The 17,025-nt window shown below is 38.7% G+C and carries 20 protein-coding genes and 1 pseudogene; 14 read left to right on the forward strand and 7 right to left on the reverse strand.

The annotated features are described in order from the left end of the window. Together DTW91_RS11100 and DTW91_RS11105 are read right to left on the reverse strand one after the other, a co-directional pair. The coding region (locus DTW91_RS11100) for a transposase zinc-binding domain-containing protein (RefSeq protein ID WP_148096893.1) at positions 1-437 on the reverse strand (437 nt) is incomplete at its 3' end. A 43-nt stretch (positions 438-480) separates the two neighbouring features. Further along, complete coding sequence (locus DTW91_RS11105) at positions 481-1,434, reverse strand: tyrosine-type recombinase/integrase (protein ID WP_125203446.1); 954 nt, start codon at positions 1,432-1,434, stop codon at positions 481-483. A gap of 364 nt (positions 1,435-1,798) precedes the next feature. Between DTW91_RS11105 and DTW91_RS11110 the strand changes: the two genes are divergently transcribed. Both DTW91_RS11110 and DTW91_RS11115 read left to right on the forward strand, forming a co-directional pair. Next, on the forward strand, positions 1,799-4,222 hold the full coding sequence (locus DTW91_RS11110) for a M4 family metallopeptidase (protein ID WP_125203447.1): 2,424 nt from the start codon (positions 1,799-1,801) through the stop codon (positions 4,220-4,222). 5 nt (positions 4,223-4,227) lie between these two features. Next, positions 4,228-4,575, forward strand: coding sequence for a DUF6970 domain-containing protein (locus DTW91_RS11115; RefSeq protein ID WP_125203448.1), 348 nt, complete (start codon positions 4,228-4,230; stop codon positions 4,573-4,575). A gap of 355 nt (positions 4,576-4,930) precedes the next feature. Here DTW91_RS11115 and DTW91_RS11125 read toward each other — a convergent pair whose 3' ends face one another. Further along, on the reverse strand, positions 4,931-5,347 hold the full coding sequence (locus DTW91_RS11125) for a hypothetical protein (protein ID WP_228412713.1): 417 nt from the start codon (positions 5,345-5,347) through the stop codon (positions 4,931-4,933). Here DTW91_RS11125 and DTW91_RS12965 point away from each other — a divergent pair. The 9 genes from DTW91_RS12965 (at position 5,297) to DTW91_RS13080 (ending at position 11,413) form a co-directional block, all read left to right on the forward strand. After that, positions 5,297-5,428 (forward strand): hypothetical protein, encoded by a 132-nt coding sequence (locus DTW91_RS12965; protein ID WP_262696673.1) that lies wholly within the window; start codon positions 5,297-5,299, stop codon positions 5,426-5,428. The genes DTW91_RS11125 and DTW91_RS12965 overlap by 51 nt on opposite strands. A 428-nt stretch (positions 5,429-5,856) precedes the next feature. Then, positions 5,857-6,234 (forward strand): ArsR/SmtB family transcription factor, encoded by a 378-nt coding sequence (locus DTW91_RS11130; RefSeq protein WP_002978241.1) that lies wholly within the window; start codon positions 5,857-5,859, stop codon positions 6,232-6,234. Beyond that, positions 6,231-6,836, forward strand: a complete 606-nt coding sequence (gene merTP / locus DTW91_RS11135) for a mercuric transport protein MerTP (RefSeq protein ID WP_002978239.1) — start codon at positions 6,231-6,233, stop codon at positions 6,834-6,836. The genes DTW91_RS11130 and merTP overlap by 4 nt, the downstream gene beginning before the upstream one ends. Before the next feature lie 47 nt (positions 6,837-6,883). Continuing rightward, a complete protein-coding gene (locus tag DTW91_RS11140) occupies positions 6,884-7,231 on the forward strand; it encodes a heavy-metal-associated domain-containing protein (RefSeq protein WP_002978237.1) in 348 nt (115 codons plus the stop codon). A gap of 1 nt (position 7,232) precedes the next feature. Further along, positions 7,233-7,529 carry a hypothetical protein gene (locus DTW91_RS11145; RefSeq protein ID WP_002978236.1) on the forward strand — a complete coding sequence of 99 codons (297 nt, stop codon included), beginning with the start codon at positions 7,233-7,235 and terminating at the stop codon, positions 7,527-7,529. 19 nt (positions 7,530-7,548) lie between these two features. Further along, positions 7,549-8,160 carry an organomercurial lyase gene (gene merB / locus DTW91_RS11150; RefSeq protein WP_002978232.1) on the forward strand — a complete coding sequence of 204 codons (612 nt, stop codon included), beginning with the start codon at positions 7,549-7,551 and terminating at the stop codon, positions 8,158-8,160. A gap of 30 nt (positions 8,161-8,190) precedes the next feature. Further along, positions 8,191-9,843, forward strand: coding sequence for a mercury(II) reductase (gene merA, locus DTW91_RS11155; RefSeq protein WP_125203449.1), 1,653 nt, complete (start codon positions 8,191-8,193; stop codon positions 9,841-9,843). A 309-nt stretch (positions 9,844-10,152) separates the two neighbouring features. Beyond that, positions 10,153-10,911 carry a type II CAAX prenyl endopeptidase Rce1 family protein gene (locus tag DTW91_RS11160; protein ID WP_125203450.1) on the forward strand — a complete coding sequence of 253 codons (759 nt, stop codon included), beginning with the start codon at positions 10,153-10,155 and terminating at the stop codon, positions 10,909-10,911. A gap of 274 nt (positions 10,912-11,185) precedes the next feature. Beyond that, a complete protein-coding gene (locus DTW91_RS13080; protein ID WP_410493734.1) occupies positions 11,186-11,413 on the forward strand; it encodes a hypothetical protein in 228 nt (75 codons plus the stop codon). Positions 11,414-11,500: 87 nt separating this feature from the next. Here DTW91_RS13080 and DTW91_RS13085 read toward each other — a convergent pair. Then, positions 11,501-11,749, reverse strand: a pseudogene (locus tag DTW91_RS13085) (phage integrase N-terminal SAM-like domain-containing protein); the annotation flags it as partial. Between the two features lie 439 nt (positions 11,750-12,188). Between DTW91_RS13085 and DTW91_RS11170 the strand changes: the two are divergent. Beyond that, entirely contained in the window at positions 12,189-12,521 is a 333-nt protein-coding gene (locus DTW91_RS11170) for a PadR family transcriptional regulator (protein WP_125203451.1), read from the forward strand. Between the two features lie 2 nt (positions 12,522-12,523). Beyond that, on the forward strand, positions 12,524-13,135 hold the full coding sequence (locus tag DTW91_RS11175; RefSeq protein ID WP_125203452.1) for an HAAS domain-containing protein: 612 nt from the start codon (positions 12,524-12,526) through the stop codon (positions 13,133-13,135). Positions 13,136-13,369: 234 nt separating this feature from the next. Here the strand turns inward: DTW91_RS11175 and DTW91_RS11180 are convergent, their stop codons facing one another. After that, positions 13,370-14,557 carry an IS91 family transposase gene (locus tag DTW91_RS11180; protein ID WP_410493735.1) on the reverse strand — a complete coding sequence of 396 codons (1,188 nt, stop codon included), beginning with the start codon at positions 14,555-14,557 and terminating at the stop codon, positions 13,370-13,372. Then, positions 14,472-15,281, reverse strand: coding sequence for a tyrosine-type recombinase/integrase (locus DTW91_RS11185; protein WP_228412712.1), 810 nt, complete (start codon positions 15,279-15,281; stop codon positions 14,472-14,474). Before DTW91_RS11185 ends, DTW91_RS11180 begins: the two co-directional genes overlap by 86 nt. A gap of 30 nt (positions 15,282-15,311) precedes the next feature. Between DTW91_RS11185 and DTW91_RS12970 the strand changes: the two genes are divergently transcribed. Then, entirely contained in the window at positions 15,312-15,443 is a 132-nt protein-coding gene (locus tag DTW91_RS12970) for a hypothetical protein (protein ID WP_262696674.1), read from the forward strand. A gap of 351 nt (positions 15,444-15,794) precedes the next feature. On the opposite strand, the gene DTW91_RS11190 is transcribed toward DTW91_RS12970, so the two are convergent. Further along, a complete protein-coding gene (locus tag DTW91_RS11190; RefSeq protein ID WP_125203455.1) occupies positions 15,795-17,024 on the reverse strand; it encodes an OmpP1/FadL family transporter in 1,230 nt (409 codons plus the stop codon). Position 17,025: the final 1 nt, after the last annotated feature.

The following is a 17,025-nucleotide window of genomic DNA, read 5'->3' on the forward strand; positions in this document are numbered from 1 at the left end:
CCGGGAACAATGCAGTGCAGGTGCGGATGAAGGCTCAGGTTCTGTCCCCAGGTGTGCAAAACCGCAATCATTCCCAGTTGTATTCCTTCGGTGTTACCGAATTGGTTTAAAGTTGCCCAGGCGGCTTCAAATAAGGTTTTGTAAACGAGGGTGGGATTGGCAATGGACAAACCATTCAGTTCTTCCGGAAGTGTAAAAACCAGATGGTAATAGCTGCACGGCAGCAAGTCCGCTTCACGTTTCCGGATCCATTCTTCCTTTTTGTGTCCCTGACACTGGGGACAGTGACGGTTTCTGCAGGAGTTATAGCTGATGGAAAGATTTCCGCATTCGTCGCACGCATCGATATGACCACCCAAAGCTGAAGTGCGGCAATAGGACAGAGCCCGAAGCGTTTTTTCCTGATGAGCCGTAAAATTCCGGGCTGATAGATTTATTTTACGAAGAACATCTGCAACGCTTCCGTTTTGATGCTTTGCCTTACTTCAGGATTCCATTTTTGCGGCATAAAGCGAAAACGGTATCCAGAGGGCTGTGCGGCTGCTGATCCGATAGCTGGCAGACATGGAGGTATTCCATCGTCGATTCAATTCTTTCATGACCCATAAGTTTCTGAACCATGATGATCGGAACGCCGTCTTCCAGCAGATGCGTGGCGTAGCTGTGGCGCAAAGTGTGGGTGTGAACCTCTTTGGTGATGCCGGCTTTTTTTGAGATGGTCTTGATCACCCACTGAACGCCGCGCTGGCTGTAGCGGGAGTCAAAATCAGGTTTCTGTAAAGCGTTTTGATGTGTTTTTAAATCAATCTCCTCAATATTCCTGTTATGGTTTCCATTGAATAAATACTGAACCGGATTCTCAATACTGATGAAGGTTTTCAGTCCCCGGATCAAATGTTCCGACAAGGGAACGTAACGGTCTTTGCTCCCTTTACCCTGAACAACATGCAACATCTTCCGGTCAAAATCCAGATGCTGAAGTTCGATATTCCGCACTTCCATGCAGCGCAGTCCGCAACCGTAAATCAGCCCGATGAGCAGTTTGTGTTTCAGGAGTTCAGCACTTTGAAGCATGCACCAGATTTCTTCACGGCTTAAAATAGTGGGAAGTTTTTTGACTTTTGGAATCGCGGGAAGATGGAGGTAGCTGTAAGGCAAGCCTTCGGTTTTCAGCAAAAACCGCAGTCCGTAAACGGTATGTTTAAAGTACGACTGAGAAGGGGTTTTTGATCGCTTTTGAAGTTCAAAAAGGTAATCTTTGATGTCTTCCGGGTTTAATTCGGTAGGGACTTTACCGAAATGAAGCGCCAAGGCTGCAACGTGACGGGAATAATTGTCTAAGGTACGTTTGCTTCTGCCCAGGATGGAGATATTTCTTTCGAAGCGTTGCAGAAGTTCGGCAAAACCGTTAACTTCGCTCGAGGCACGATTCAGGAATTTGTTGGTCCTTAAATCCTCCGGAGATTTTTTTTTGTAGCCATTTTATATGTTTTTTAAGGGTTAATAAAAACAAAGTTACTAAAACAGCGAATGGGAAAAGCTACCGGAGGTTTAGTTCAACATGGTATTTGCAAAAAGCGGAACTGAGTTCATAATACTACTATTTCACCTTTTTTGTCGCAAAAACGCTTTTCCTTTTCGTAATTTGTTTATATTTACAAAAACAAAAAGCGTTTTTGCTTAGTTCTGGTTTTATTGGAAGTTTTGTCCGTAAAAGTCCGCTCTTCGCAAATACCCGCTCGTTGTACGCAATTTTACAAAAAAAGTGTCATAAATATTAATTTTAAAAAAAAAACAAATGAAAAAAAGAAAATTACTTTTTACCTGTCTTTTATTCAGCTCTATTTTTTCTTTTTCACAAGTAAAAGAAAACGAAATTATATCCAAGGATAAAAATGGCAGTCCTGACCTTATTAATTTTATTGAAACTAAAGTTAAAGCAGATGATAAATCTGTAAATGCTTTTTTGAAAAAGCAATTTGAAGAATCTGATATTGAATTTAAACAAATAACTTTCAATGATAACAAAAATAATACAGCATCAGAAAAATATCAGCAATATTATAAAGGAATTAAGGTTGAATTTGGGGTTCAAAATATTGTTTCTGAAGATGGTTTTTTGAAAGTTGCTAACGGTAATTTTATCTCAATAAAAAACTTATCAATTATTCCTACCATCTCTGAAGGGGAAGCTTTAAAATTTGCCTTAAATGAAATTGGAGCAAAAGAATATATGTGGAAAAATACAGAAAGTGAAAAGCTTCTAAAGAAAGAAGAAAATAATGAAATGATAAGTTATTTCCCAAAGGGTGAATTAGTAATTATTGAAAAAAATTTATTTAGCAAAAATCCAATTCCAAGATTAGCATATAAATTTGACATTTATGCAAAATATCCAATAAGTCGCAATTACGTATATGTTGATGCACAGAATGGCGAAATTCTTTTTAAAGATCCAATTATAAAACATATTCTTGGTATCGGAAATACTAGGTATAGTGGTCAAAGAAATTTCGAAACTCAACAACTTTCTTCCAACCAATTCAGATTAAGAGAATATTCTAGAGGAAATGGAATAGAAACTCTAAATATGAATAATGGAACAAATTATTCAGCTGCTACCGATTTTATTGACAATGATAATAATTGGACTTCTGCTGAATATAATAATTCTAACTATGATAACGCAGCTATAGATGCACATTGGGGAACACAAAAAACTTATGATTATTTTTTGCAGAAGCACAATAGAAATAGTTATAATGGAAATGGAGGAATATTGAGGAATTATGTCCATGCAAATTTAATTGGTATGGGTTATTCAAACAATTTCAATGCTTTTTGGGACGGTCAACGAATGACCTATGGTGATGGATATGCAAACCCTTTGACTACTTTAGATATTACAGGACACGAAATAGGCCATGGTGTTTGTTCTAGTAGTGCTGGACTGGTATATTCATATGAATCGGGAGCTATTAATGAATCTTTGAGTGATATTTGGGGAGCAATGATAGAGTATTTTGCAGAACCTACAAAACAAACTTATTTAATTGGAGAAGATGTTGGAGCAATAAGGTCAATGTCAAATCCAAAAACATATAACCATCCTGATACTTATCAAGGACAATATTGGTATAGTGGATCTGGTGATAATGGTGGGGTTCATTATAATAGTGGAGTTTTTAATCATTGGTTTTATATTTTGGCTGAAGGAAAGTCTGGGACAAATGATTTGGGAAACACATACAATATTTCAGGAATAGGAAAAGAGAATGCAGCTAAAATAGTTTATAGAGCAGAAACTGTATATTTCACTTCTACTACTAATTATTCGCAAGCAAGAAATTTAACTATTCAAGCAGCAAAAGATTTATTTGGCAATAACTCGTTAGAGTCTGCAACCGTTTGTCAAGCCTGGTATGCAGTTGGAGTTGGCAGTTCTTGTATAGTCCCTATTACGATTGATGGCAATAACAATATCTGTAGTCAATCCAATTACACATATACAATCAGCAATTTACCTCCAAATTCTAGTGTAAGTTGGTCATACTCTACCTCCTCACTAAATTTTATTAGTTCTACAAATACTAGCATTATGGTTTCTCCAAAGTCTAATTATAATGGTATTGCGAGTGTTACAGCAACAATAAACGGTCAATCTTACACAAAAGAAATTTGGGTAGGTAAACCTCTTATTAATGTTTCTTTAACTCCACAAGGTATTAATTATGTTTCTGTGGAAATGATTGGAGCTAATGGAACAGATATAAATAAACAAGCAATAACATCAACAACATGGGAAAAAGTTTCAGGTGGTGGTGGATGTTCATCTAGTTTCTCTGGTAGTGGCTTTCAAGCGTTAGGTCATGGAACATGTAATTCTTGGACTGTTTATGCAAAGATCACAGCTACAAATATTTGTGGTACAACAACAATATATAAGACAATTACTCCTCCAGCTCCTGAAGAGTGCAACGATAATTACACTCTAGTAAACAATAATGGAATAATGAGTATTATAATTGATCCTTGTGACAACTCAATTGCACCTTTTGTCAGTAATGAAATTTATCACTTCATTGTTTATAATACAAGTGGTTATGAAGTTCTTAATCAAACAAACACATCTCTTAATATTACTACTCTTCAAATGGGAGTGTATTATGTAAAAGTCTTTAAAAATAATAAACTGATTTTAAATTCAAAAATTGTAAAATAAAGCATATGAAAAATTTAATTTATTTACTAGGAGTCTTATTTTTGCTATTAAGTTGCGACAGAAAGGATGAGGAAAATACTTATCCTAATTGTCTAAATGATAAAATAGAAAGTATCTTACAAAAACCTGTTCAAACCCCAAAAGTATCTTTGAAAAAGTACAATTATAAAAATACAGTAGTGTATGCTTTTTTTGATTTAAAAAATACTGATGGTACAGATATGGAAGTCTATGATGAAAATTGTAATTTAATATGTGCAAAAGGTACAACCATAGACGGAAATGATTTTGATTCCTGTATAGATTGGGAAGATGCAACTTATGTTTCAACAGTTTGGACTGACCCAAGATAAAAAACTGCGTACAATAACTAAGCTTTCGTCTTGTCCGCAGGACAGAAGATGAAAGCCCGTTGAACGGAAGCTCCGTTAGCTTTTCAGCAGTATGATGGTCCTCTTATGGGGATGTCGTTTTAAGAATTTAGAGGTGCAAAGCAGTTTTTTCAGAAGAACTGCTTTTTTTGTGGCGTTGGGTAGCCTTTGGAAGTGGTTTTCTGCGGGGTTTTATTGGCTGTAGAGCACAGCTTCCCTTACCCGCAAAGGTTATTTCGCAGACAAAGGTTGGGTGACGAAAAGAAAGTCCTGCGGCGAACCGCGCTGCCCGAAAACGGCAATGGTTACCAGGTTTCCCTCCTTGCAGCACCGGCATTTATTGAGCAGCGTTTTGGGTGTGAAGCTTGATATTCCTTACTTCCATACAGCGCAGTCCGCAACCGTAGATCAGGCCGATGAGCAGTTTGTGTTTCAGGAGTTCAGCACTTTGAAGCATTCGCCAGATTTCTTCACGGCTTAAAATAGTGGGAAGTTTTTTCACTTTTGGAATCGCGGGAAGATGGAGGTAGCTGTAAGGCAAGCCTTCAGTTTTCAGCAAAAACCGCAGGCCGTAAACGGTATGTTTAAAGTACGACTGAGAAGGGGTTTTTGATCGATTTTGAAGGTCAAAAAGGTAATCTTTAACCTGCTCAGGATCCAGTTCAGTAGGCAAAGTTTTAAAATGCAGCGCTACAGCGGCAACGTGCCTGGAATAATTGTCGAAGGTACGTTTGCTTCTGCCCAGGATGGAGATATTTCTTTCGAAGCGTTGCAGAAGTTCGGCAAAACCGTTAACTTCGCCCGAGGCACGGTTCAGGAATTTGTTCGTCCTTAAATCCTCCGGAGATTTTTTTTTGTAGCCATTTCATGAGTTTTTTAAAGGTTAATAAAAACAAAGTTACTAAAACGGCGAATGGGAAAAGCTACCGGAGGTTTAGTTCAACAAGGGTTTTGCAATAGTGGGGCGAAACTGCAAAATTCAACGGCAGTTCTTCGATTGAACTTTTGTACAAAATTGAAGAATTGTGCTTCGATTGCCCCACCATCGCAAAGCCCCGAAACGTTGTGCGTCACCCTAAAAACCCACCGCACATTTAGCACATTTGGTTTTTCCGACACTCAAAGCCAACGCTAAAAAACCAAAAGAGCTAAATCACCCACCGCTGACAAAGAAGAATTGTTAAAAACTATAATTAAGTATTTGCTTAAATAAGAAAACTATTTGTATTTTTGCTGCGTTATTAAATCCTAAACAAGGAAATTATGGAAAACAATCAATCGTGTATCCGTGTGTTTGCCGACAAGGTTCAAATAGACAATTGTAGAGTAATACTTCAAACCAACGACAAGGCATTCAGCCAACTGAGTGGACTTTTAGCATTGGCAGGAAACGAAGTAAGGTTGAAAATCTTATTTCTCTTAGAAGAAGAAAACGAACTCTGCCCTTGCGACCTTTCAGACATTCTCGGAATGAGCATTCCTGCCGTTTCGCAACACCTCAGAAAACTAAAAGACGGAAACGTCATTGAAGGGAGAAGAGAAGGACAAACCATTTTCTACTCTTTGAAACAAGAGCAACTGACTTTACTTCGTCCATTTTTTAAACACATCATAAACAATTCAAAAAAGGAAACAGTATGAACAAGAAAAACAACAGATTTGTCGGAGCGGGAGTGCTTTCGGCAGTAGCAGCATCACTTTGCTGCATTACACCTGTATTGGCTCTTATTTCAGGAGCGTCAGGAGTGGCATCTACATTTTCGTGGATGGAACCAGCAAGACCTTATCTAATCGGTATCACTGTTTTGGTGTTGGGTTTTGCTTGGTATCAGAAACTTAAACCACGAACAGCCGAAGAAATTCAATGTGATTGCGAAGAAGACGAAAAGAAACCCTTTATGCAGACCAAAACATTCTTGGGAATTGTAACCGTATTTGCAGCCTTGATGCTCGCTTTTCCGAACTACGCACACATTTTCTATCCTTCAAACGACAACAAGGAAGTTGTAATCGTCAATGCTTCTGACATCCAAACGGTAACTTTTGATGTAAAAGGAATGACTTGCAATGGTTGTGCTTCACACGTAGAAAATGATGTGAACAAATTGCCAGGCATTGTTAAGGTAGATGCGATTTATGAAGAAGCGACTGCCAAAGTAGAATTTGACCAAACCAAAGTGAGTCTTGCTCAAATTGAAGAAGCCATCAACGGTACAGGTTACAAAGTGGTTGGCAAGAAATAGTATTTTTTTGCCCCTCGTATTTAAGAACTTAATTAAATAATTATACTATGAAAAAGAATTTAATTCTATTGAGTGCTTTGTTCCTAATTGGAATTGCTCAGCTTAATGCTCAATGTTGCAAACCGACTGACAGTAAAGCACAAACAGCAAATACAAACCAGCAAGAAGGTAAGACCCTGCAACTGAAAATCACGGGAATGACTTGTGCAGGTTGTTCCAACCATATTTCAAATGCCCTCAAAGAAGTGGACGGCATTATTGAACACAAAGTGGAATATCCGGGCGATTTGGCAACTATCCAGTACGACCCAAGCAAAACAAATCCTGAAGCTATCATAAAAGTAATTGAAAAAACAGGTTATAAAGCCGAAATCATTAAAGAAAATTCTAAATAATATGAAAACTGTAAAATTAATTTTAGGCATTGTTACTATCGGGATGATAGTAGCTAGTTGTAATAAAGAAGTACAGGAACCGGAAGTAAAACCAACAAATTCTTCAACTCCCGGTACTAATTCTTCCACCCCAACAGGTACTTCGACCATTTCTTACACAGATTTGAGTGCGGAACAAAGCACCATTGCGATTGGGGCAACCACAAAAGTAACAGCTACAGCAACAGGAGATGGTCTTTCTTATATCTGGAGTGCATCAGATGGCGATATTATAGGAAGTAAAGCATGTTTGCAGTAAAACCCAAAATAGAAAACTTATGAAAAATCAACGAAAATATATTGACGGTCAATTAAACGACATTCTTTTTTCTGAATTTAAGATAAAGAATAGCGATTTTATTTTACGAATATTTCAAGAATTGATGCAAGGCAGTTCTATATCTAAAAACAGATTTTATAAACTAATAAAAGTGTCCAAAGATAAAGCGGACGCTATTTTGAATAAACTGGGCGAAACCGATGTACAAGGAAATATTATTGCATTTTCTGGTCTATCTACAGTTCCTACCAAACATCGCTTTATTGTAAATGGTAAGATGTTATACACATGGTGTGTAGTAGATGCCATTCTGTTTGCTGAATGGTTAGATGTGGAAGTCAATGTTCATTCGTCCGACCCAATTGATAGTTCTCTCATAGAATTACAAATAAACGGAGGTCAGCTATTATGGACAACTCCTTATCCTTTATTTATTTCTTGGGTAGAATCTGTTGACACCTGCAATATTAAAGGGTCGCTATGTAATCACGTTTCATTTTTTGCAAGCGAAAGAACAGCAAAACAATGGTTAAAAAATAATCCTGATGGAAAAATATTGACGCTTGAGGATTTCTTTGAGCCTAAAAACATAGGAATGAAATGTTGTTAAGTATAGTCCTAAATAAATTAAAAAAATAAGATGAAAGAAGAAAAAATAAAATTGGAAATTGCAGGTATGACCTGCGACCATTGTGCCACAGGAATAAAAAAAATGCTTTCACAAAATGAGGGTGTTAAAGAAGCCAATGTGAGCTACCCAAAAGCTACTTGTGAATGTTCTTTTGACCCTACCAAAACAAGTAAAGAAGAAATCATCAATACCATTAACGGCACAAAAAACTATCGTGTAAAAAGTGAAATTTCTGAAAATGGAAATAGTAGGAATAATCAATTTGATTTAATAATTATCGGTGGTGGTGCGGCTGCATTTTCGGCAGCTATCAAAGCCGAAAGTTTAGGATTATCGACCTTAATGGTAAACGGTGGTTTGGACTTTGGCGGTACTTGTGTCAACGTGGGTTGTGTGCCTTCTAAAAATCTTATTCGTGCAGGCGAGTCGGCTTATCACGCTACACATTCCAACTTTGAAGGCATCAAGCCAAAAGGAGTTGATATTGATTTCGCTCAAATCATCAAAGACAAGAAAAAATTAGTAGCCACACTTCAAGAGAAAAAATATATGGATGTGGTAAGCGATTTTGAAAACCTGACTATGCTAAAAGGTTGGGCAAAATTCAAAGACAACAAAACCATTTTGGTTGATGGCAAGGAATACAAAGCCTTCAAATTTTTAATTGCTGCGGGAGCTACGACCAACATTCCGAATATTGAAGGATTGGACAAAATTGACTACTTGACCAACGTTTCCCTTTTCGACTTGGAAGAAAAACCTGAAAGTCTGACTATTATGGGAGCAGGTTACATCGGATTGGAAATTGCAATGGCTTATAATCGTTTGGGTGTAAAGGTTCGTATCATAGAATTTACCGACCGAGTATTGCGAACACAAACACCTGACATCAGCGAAGCATTGGAAATCCAAATGCGAAAAGAAGGCATTGAAATATTACCCAATTTCAGAGCCGTGAAATTCGAGAAGAACGGAAACGAAACGATAATTCATTGTAAATGCCCTGATGGTTCATTTACGCAAATTGTAGAGAAAGGAAAGGTAGTAATTGCCACAGGAACAAAACCCCATACAAGTCAATTGGGATTAGATAACATTGGTTTGAAACTCACCCAAAGTGGTCATATTGCAGTAAATGAGAAGATGGAGACCAATCTATCCAACATTTACGCAGCAGGAGACGTAGCTAACACCCCCGCATTTGTTTATACAGCAGCCTTTGAAGGTAAAATTGCCGTTGAAAATGCGTTCTCAGGAACAGATAATAAAGCCGATTATTCTTCTTTACCTTGGGTGGTGTTTACTGACCCACAAATTGCAGGGGCAGGTTTAGATGAAGCACAGGCAGAATCAAAAGGCATTCCGTTTGAAGTGTCAAAATTGGAATTGAAAGACGTACCGAGAGCCATAGCAGCCAACGACACAAGGGGTTTCATCAAACTCATTCGTAACACGGAAACTGACAAACTTATAGGTGCAAGAGTAGTCGCACCCGAAGGTGGAGAACTCATACAACAATTAAGTATGGCAATCAAATACGGAATAATGGTGAAAGACTTAGCAGACAGTTTCTACCCTTATTTGACTTTGGGAGAAGGTATAAAATTAGCAGCAATAACTTTCGGAAAAGACGTATCAAAATTAAGTTGCTGTGCCAGTTAATCCGCCCCAAAGGCACACACTCTTGCAAGTCGCACCAGCCAACGCTTGACCAAAACTTGCAAGAGAGAGTGCCTTCCCTACCCCAAAAAATCCTACCTTTGAAAATTGACTAAACCGACTGAAAATAAAGGGCGAACGCACAACATTGTGTATAAGCAATAGCGGGTGAAGTGGTAAAATCAAGGTCTGTGCTTTTAATAAGCTTTGTGCTAAACTGAAAGGTTTGTACTTTCAAATCCGCTACTGCTCATACACGAAACCGTTATGTGCAACCAAAAGTAGAAAGAACAAACATTAAAAAGCAATAAAATGAATGTAAAATTAAAACTAGGAGTAGCATTATTTATTCTTGGACTATTTGGTGTATTTACAATGCTGACAATTACAATACCACTTGATAGTTTACCAAAGGAAGTTTTAGAAAAAATATCACCGTCAACTCTTAAATATCTGGTATTAATCAACCCGACAATTTTGTTGCTTATTGCGGTTGTAATTGGAACGCTACTCTTTGACAAGGTTGGCTTTTCAGTTCCGACAATTTCGACAATATTGAAAATTGAGCAACCTAAAATAAAATTTATAGAGCAAATTAAGTTTGGTATTTTACTTGGCTTGCTGACAGGCATTTTGACAACAGTAACTGGACTTATTTTCAAAACTTCACTTCCTCAAGAGTTTATTGACATAGGAAACAAAATCAAAATAACGACTATTGCAAGGTTTGGTTATGGTGGAATTACAGAAGAACTCTTAATGCGATTTGGTTTTATGACTTTAGTTGTTTGGATAATTTTCAAAATAACCAAGAAATTAGGCAATTCGACTTATTGGACAGGGATTATTTTAGCAAGTATTATCTTTGCTGTTGGACATTTTCCTGTGGTTTTTAATGCAGTTCAAAATCCAACAATATCATTACTAACTTATGTACTAATTGGAAATTCAATCGCAGGGCTATTTTTTGGCTGGTTATATTGGAAAAAAGGACTTGAAGCAGCGTTTATAGGTCACATTTTTGCACACGTTGCAATGATAATCGGAGAACAACTATTTCAACTTCAATGAAAAAATTGGCAGCCTATAATAACTAAGCTTTCGTCTTGTCCGCAGGACAGAAGATGAAAGCCCGTTGAACGGAAGCTCCGGTAGCTTTTCAGCAGTATGATGGTCCTCTTATGGGGATGTCGTTTTTAGAATTTAGAGGTGCAAAGCAGTTTTTCAGAAGGACTGCTTTTTTTGTGGTGTTGGGTAGCCTTTGGCAGTGGTTTCTGCGGGGTTTTACTGGCTGTAGGGCACAGCTTCCCTTACCCGCAAAGATTATTTCGCAGACAAAGGTTGGGTGGCGAAAAGAAAATCCTGCGGCGGACCGCGCTGTCCGAAAACAGCAATGGTTACCAGGTTTCCCTCCTTGCAGCACCGGCATTTATTGAGCAGCGTTTTGGGTGTGAAGCTTGATATTCCTTACTTCCATACACCGGAGTCCACACCCGTAGATCAGGCCGATGAGCAGTTTGTGTTTCAGGAGTTCAGCACTTTGAAGCATCCGCCAGATTTCTTCACGGCTTAAAATAGTGGGAAGTTTTTTGACTTTTGGAATCGCGGGAAGATGGAGGTAGCTGTAAGGTAGGCCTTCGGTTTTCAGCAGGAAACGCAGCCCGTAAACAGTATGTTTAAAGTACGACTGGGAAGGGGTTTTTGATCGCTTTTGAAGTTCAAAAAGGTAATCTTTGATGTCTTCCGGGTCTAATTCGGTAGGGACTTTACCGAAATGAAGCGCTAAGGCTGCAACGTGACGGGAATAATTGTCGAAGGTACGCCTGCTTCTGCCCAGGATGGAGATATTTCTTTCGAAGCGTTGCAGAAGTTCGGCAAAACCGTTAACTTCGCTCGAGGCACGGTTCAGGAATTTGTTAGTCCTTAACTCCTCCGGAGATTTTTTTTTGTAGCCATTTTATATGTTTTTTAAAAGGTTAATAAAAACAAAATTACTAAAACGGCGAATGGGAAAAGCTACCGGAGGTTTAGTTCAACATCGTATTGCTAAAATGCGGGATTGAAGGCTCTTGCGTTGAAGATTTTGTGAAATTTAGTCGCAAAAAATGTTTCCGCCTCCATTTTTTTATTAATTTAGTCAGCGGAAAACATTTTTTGCTTCGTGCAGTTTTTAGTAGAAATTTCAGGTGTAAAAGCCCGCACTTCAGCAATACGTTTCCCGTTATACGACATTTTATCCAAACTCCCGCATAAAATTAAAATACTGATTTACAAATAGATATTTGAAATTAATATATTTTTTAACTATATACTTTGTTATACTATGTATTTTGTTTTACATTTGCAAAATGAATAAGGAATTTATTGACAAATGGCAATCACAAGTTAAGAAAGGAACTTTATCCTTTGTTGTATTGCTTGTGCTAAAAGAGAATGAACTTTATGGTTATGAACTTATTGAAAAAATAAAAACATTAACCAATATTGAAATTGCAGAAGGAACACTTTATCCATTAATGAACAGATTGAAAACTGATAATCTTCTGGAATCTAAATGGATTGAGCAAGAAACTGGAATTCCAAGAAAATATTACTTCTTGACTGAAACCGGAAAACAAACTCTTGAAGAAATGAAAATTCAATGGTCAAACTTACAAATTGGTATAAACAAAATAATCTAAAAATGGAATTCAAAAAAATACAATTCAAAAATGCTGATTCACAAAAGATTTACGAAAATTATTTAAAACAAATTCAATCAGCAATTAAAAAACTCAATCAAGAAGATCAAAATGATATTCTGATGGAAATGAATAGCCATATTTATGAAAGTATGTCTAAAAACGAAGATGAAAATGATGAGTTGAAAAACTTGATTAATACTCTGGATAAAATAGGAATTCCGAACGATGTTCTAAAACCGCTTGTTGCAGAAAAAAAACTCAATCAAGCGACAAAAACGTTTAATCCAATTCACATTTTTGAAGCGTTGATTTTAAACTTTTCCTATGGAATAATTTATTTCATATTCTTCATTTTATATTTATTTCTCTTTTCGTTTGTTGTTCTAATTTTCGCGAAATTGTTCTATCCAAATAATGTTGGTTTCTTTTACAAAAAAGGAGAAATTTTTCAATACGGAGGTTTTATTGAAAATGAAAAACTACAGAATTACGAAATTCTTGGAAATTGGTTTATTCCAGTTACAATATTACTTGCAATATTATTCTATTTTTTAATAACGCTCTTATTGAAACTAAAAAAATCAATGAGGAAAAAGAAAAACGTCGTATAATAACTAAGCTTTCGTCTTGTCCGCAGGACAGAAGATGAAAGCCCGTTGAACGGAAGCTCCGGTAGCTTTTCAGCAGTATGATGATCCTTTTATGGAGTTGTCGTTTTTAGAATTTATTTACACAAAGCAGTTTTTTCGGAAGGACTGCTTTTTTTGTGGCGTTGGGTAGCCTTGGGAAGTGGTTTCTGCGGGGTTTTACTGGCTGTAGGTCACAGCTTCCCTTACCCGCAAAGGTTATTCCGCAGAGAAAGGTTGGGTGAGGAAAAGAAAGTCCTGCGGCGGACCGCGCTGCCCGAAAACGGCAATGGTCACCAGGTTTCCCTCCCTGCAGCACCGGCATTTATTGAGCAGCGTCTTGGGTGGTGCCTCCGGGATACTGATCTTTACATCGGATTGCAGAGCCTGGAGTTTCCCACGTTTCCAGCTGCTGCTCAAAATACCGTAATGGCGGATCCGCACAAACCTTTTCGGCAGAATATGCAGGGAGAATCTTCGCGCAAACTCTTCGTTGCTGAGGGTCATTTCCTTTTTTTCGCCGCCCTTTCGGTAATCCCTGTAGGCAAAACGCACTTCCTTATCCGTTACTTCTTGGATGCGGTGGTTGCTGATGGCGACTTTGTGGGTGTACCTGCCTAAATATTCGATCACCTGTTTCGGGCCGCCAAAAGGTCTTTTGGCATACACGACCCAGTTTTTGGCGAAGAGCCTGTCCATGAGTTCAGCATCTTTAATTCCACAAGCCTTCAATGAAGCCGCAAACTTCGCCCGAAATACCCTGCTCAAAGCCTTTACCGGAAAAAGGTATTTATCGGTTCGTACTTTGCCTTTCCATTTTCCCTGTTTATTAGTGCCGCCACCGGGAACAATGCAGTGCAGGTGCGGATGAAGGCTCAGGTTCTGTCCCCAGGTGTGCAAAACCGCAATCATTCCCAGCTGTATTCCTTCGGTGTGACCGAATTGATTTAAAGTCGCCCAGGCGGCTTCAAATAAGGTTTTGTAAACAAGGGTGGGATGGGCAACGGACAAACCGTTCAGTTCTTCAGGAAGCGTAAAAACCAGATGATAATAGCTGCACGGCAGCAAGTCCGCTTCACGCTTCCGGATCCATTCTTCCTTTTTGTGTCCCTGGCACTGGGGACAGTGACGGTTTCTGCAGGAGTTGTAACTGATGCTCATATTTCCGCATTCGTCGCACGCATCGATATGGCCCCCCAAAGCTGAAGTGCGGCAATATGAGAGAGCCCGAAGCGTTTTTTCCTGATGAACCGTAAAATTCCGGGCCGATAGATTTATTTTACGAAGAACATCTGCAACGCTTCCGTTTTGATGCTTTGCCTTACTTCGGGATTCCATTTTTGCGGCATAAAGCGAAAACTGTGTCCAGAGGGCTGTGCGGCTGCTGATCCGATAGCTGGCAGACATGGAGGTATTCCATCGTCGATTCAATTCTTTCATGACCCATAAGTTTCTGAACCATGATGATCGGAACGCCGTCTTCCAGCAGATGCGTGGCGTAGCTGTGGCGCAAAGTATGGGTGTGAACTTCTTTGGTGATGCCGGCTTTTTTGGAAATGGTTTTAATCACCCACTGTACGCCGCGCTGGCTGTAGCGGGAATCAAAATCAGGTTTCTGTAAAGCGTTTTGATGTGTTTTTAAATCAATCTCCTCAATATTCCTGTTATGGTTCCCATTGAATAAATACTGAATTGGGTTTTCAACTTTAATAAAGGTTTTCAAGCCTCTGATTAAATGTTCCGACAGGGGAACATAGCGGTCTTTGCTGCCTTTACCCTGCACGATATGCAGCATCTTCCGGTCGAAATCCAAATGCTGAAGCTTGATATTCCTTACTTCCATACAGCGCAGTCCGCACCCGTAGATCAGGCCGATGAGCAGTTTGTGTTTCAGGAGTTCAGCACTTTGAAGCATTCGCCAGATTTCTTCACGGCTTAAAATAGTGGGAAGTTTTTTCACCTTTGGAATCGCGGGAAGATGGAGGTAGCTGTAAGGTAAGCCTTCGGTTTTCAGCAAAAACCGCAGTCCATAAACGGTATGTTTGAAGTACGTTTGTGACGGAGTTTTGGAGCGCTGTTGAAGTTCGTAGAGATAATCTTTAACCTGCTCAGGATCCAGTTCAGTAGGCAAAGTTTTAAAATGCAGCGCTACAGCGGCAACGTGCCTGGAATAATTGTCGAAGGTACGTTTGCTTCTGCCCAGGATGGAAATATTTCTTTCAAAGCGTTGCAGGAGTTCGGCAAAACCATTAACTTCGCTCGAGGCACGGTTCAGGAATTTGTTGGTCCTTAAATCCTCCGGAGATTTTTTTTTGTAGCCATTTGATGAGTTTTTAAAAGGTTAATAAAAACAAAGTTACTAAAACGGCGAATGGGAAAAGCTACCGGAGGTTTAGTTCAACATAGTATTGCCAAAAGCGGGGCTTCGGTGCTTTAAATAAGCATTTGGAATTTCTATAAGCTTTTGTACATTTACCGAACGGAAGTGCAGATAAAACCCCGCCTTCGGCAATACTTTGACGTTATCGGCTATTCTGCGACCGACCCTGCAACTGTAATCTTCCCATTCTTAGTAACATTCAAAAGTAGAGTTTTTTGTTAATGTACCTCTAGCTTTATATAAGGATGCTGCTTTAAGGCACTTTTAATTGATGTATCTTTTTGTAAACCATCTATCGAGAAAATTGACACTAATATAAAGCATATGATAATTTTCTTTCACTGCAATATTTTCGAATGCGCCACGCGCCCCATAACCATATCCGACATTCAAGACAATTTTGTTCAAAGGAATGCCGACGCCCCAAGTTGCTTCTACCTGATTGACTGGCCTGCCGTCTACTTTAAAATATCCTGTGTCATAATTGAGTCCGAAACGATATATCAAAGCCTCTCCCACGTTTTTAGGATTTTTGCTTCGTGGAAGCAGTTCAAAGCCTAGACCGTAGTTATTTTGGTTGTAGTACTTCTCCGTAGTGACTGTGTTTTTGACATCTTTCCACTGCCTGTATGTGTAATCAAAACTTAGAAGGTATCGGTCATTTTTCAGGATGCTCATTCCTATTCCAATTTCCAACGGGAGGGTGGTATCCTTGGAAGAAAGTGTTGTTGTAATGCTGTTGTTGTAATCTTTATTTTCTGTGTAAACAGTTTCTCCTGATGCGTTCAGATTACTTTTAAAATTCAAGATTGTGCCCATTGTGAGTTGTAATCTTTGTTTAGAAAAAAATTGATTAAACTGTACCCCTAAACCATAGCTGAAACCTGTGTACCGAATATTCCTGCTGATTTCCAGTTGGGTGGTTGTCGTGATAGTTTCTATTCTGCTAACGGTTCCGAAATTATTTTTCACTTTACCACCAACGCTCCAATTGTTATTAAATTTGTAACCGGCTGTGATGCCCAGATTTGAGATCCCTCCGCTACCTTCGTAGGTAATAGGGTAGTTTGCGGAGGTTCCTTCCACGGGTATTGTCGAAACAAATTTATAGTCTGTGGATGTGGTTGGTTGCACGCTGGCGCCGATGGAAACCTTATTGGCAATCCTCATTGCTAAACCTAAATTTGTGAAATTTCCATTCGTCCTTTTATCGGAGCCTTGGTTGCTGGAAATATTATCGTATTTCAAACTTCCGCCAACATCGAAGATCACATTCTGCGTCCCAATGCTGGTGATGGACGCCGGATTTTTAATATTTATATAATCCGGGGCTAGCAATGCAATCCCCGTATTCCCGAGAGAAATATTCCTAGCATTGTCTACATTATTAAAAGTTCCTATGCCGAAGTAGGAATAAGGCGAAGAGTCCTGAGCCTTTACGTTCTGCATACAACATAATGCAACAATCAGGGGGATTTTTATTTTTTGATTCATA

The organism is Chryseobacterium sp. SC28, from assembly GCF_003932955.1.
Lineage (GTDB): Bacteria > Bacteroidota > Bacteroidia > Flavobacteriales > Weeksellaceae > Epilithonimonas.

Coding starts and splice junctions, on each gene's coding strand:
- DTW91_RS11130 (WP_002978241.1), top strand. CDS start 5,857: ATGGAAAACAATCAATCGTGTATCCGTGTGTTTGCCGACAAGGTTCAA.
- DTW91_RS11175 (WP_125203452.1), top strand. CDS start 12,524: ATGGAATTCAAAAAAATACAATTCAAAAATGCTGATTCACAAAAGATT.
- DTW91_RS11190 (WP_125203455.1), bottom strand. CDS start 17,024: ATGAATCAAAAAATAAAAATCCCCCTGATTGTTGCATTATGTTGTATG.
- merTP (WP_002978239.1), top strand. CDS start 6,231: ATGAACAAGAAAAACAACAGATTTGTCGGAGCGGGAGTGCTTTCGGCA.
- DTW91_RS11160 (WP_125203450.1), top strand. CDS start 10,153: ATGAATGTAAAATTAAAACTAGGAGTAGCATTATTTATTCTTGGACTA.
- DTW91_RS11170 (WP_125203451.1), top strand. CDS start 12,189: ATGAATAAGGAATTTATTGACAAATGGCAATCACAAGTTAAGAAAGGA.
- DTW91_RS11140 (WP_002978237.1), top strand. CDS start 6,884: ATGAAAAAGAATTTAATTCTATTGAGTGCTTTGTTCCTAATTGGAATT.
- DTW91_RS11180 (WP_410493735.1), bottom strand. CDS start 14,557: ATGTCTGCCAGCTATCGGATCAGCAGCCGCACAGCCCTCTGGACACAG.
- DTW91_RS11110 (WP_125203447.1), top strand. CDS start 1,799: ATGAAAAAAAGAAAATTACTTTTTACCTGTCTTTTATTCAGCTCTATT.
- DTW91_RS11145 (WP_002978236.1), top strand. CDS start 7,233: ATGAAAACTGTAAAATTAATTTTAGGCATTGTTACTATCGGGATGATA.
- merA (WP_125203449.1), top strand. CDS start 8,191: ATGAAAGAAGAAAAAATAAAATTGGAAATTGCAGGTATGACCTGCGAC.
- merB (WP_002978232.1), top strand. CDS start 7,549: ATGAAAAATCAACGAAAATATATTGACGGTCAATTAAACGACATTCTT.
- DTW91_RS11115 (WP_125203448.1), top strand. CDS start 4,228: ATGAAAAATTTAATTTATTTACTAGGAGTCTTATTTTTGCTATTAAGT.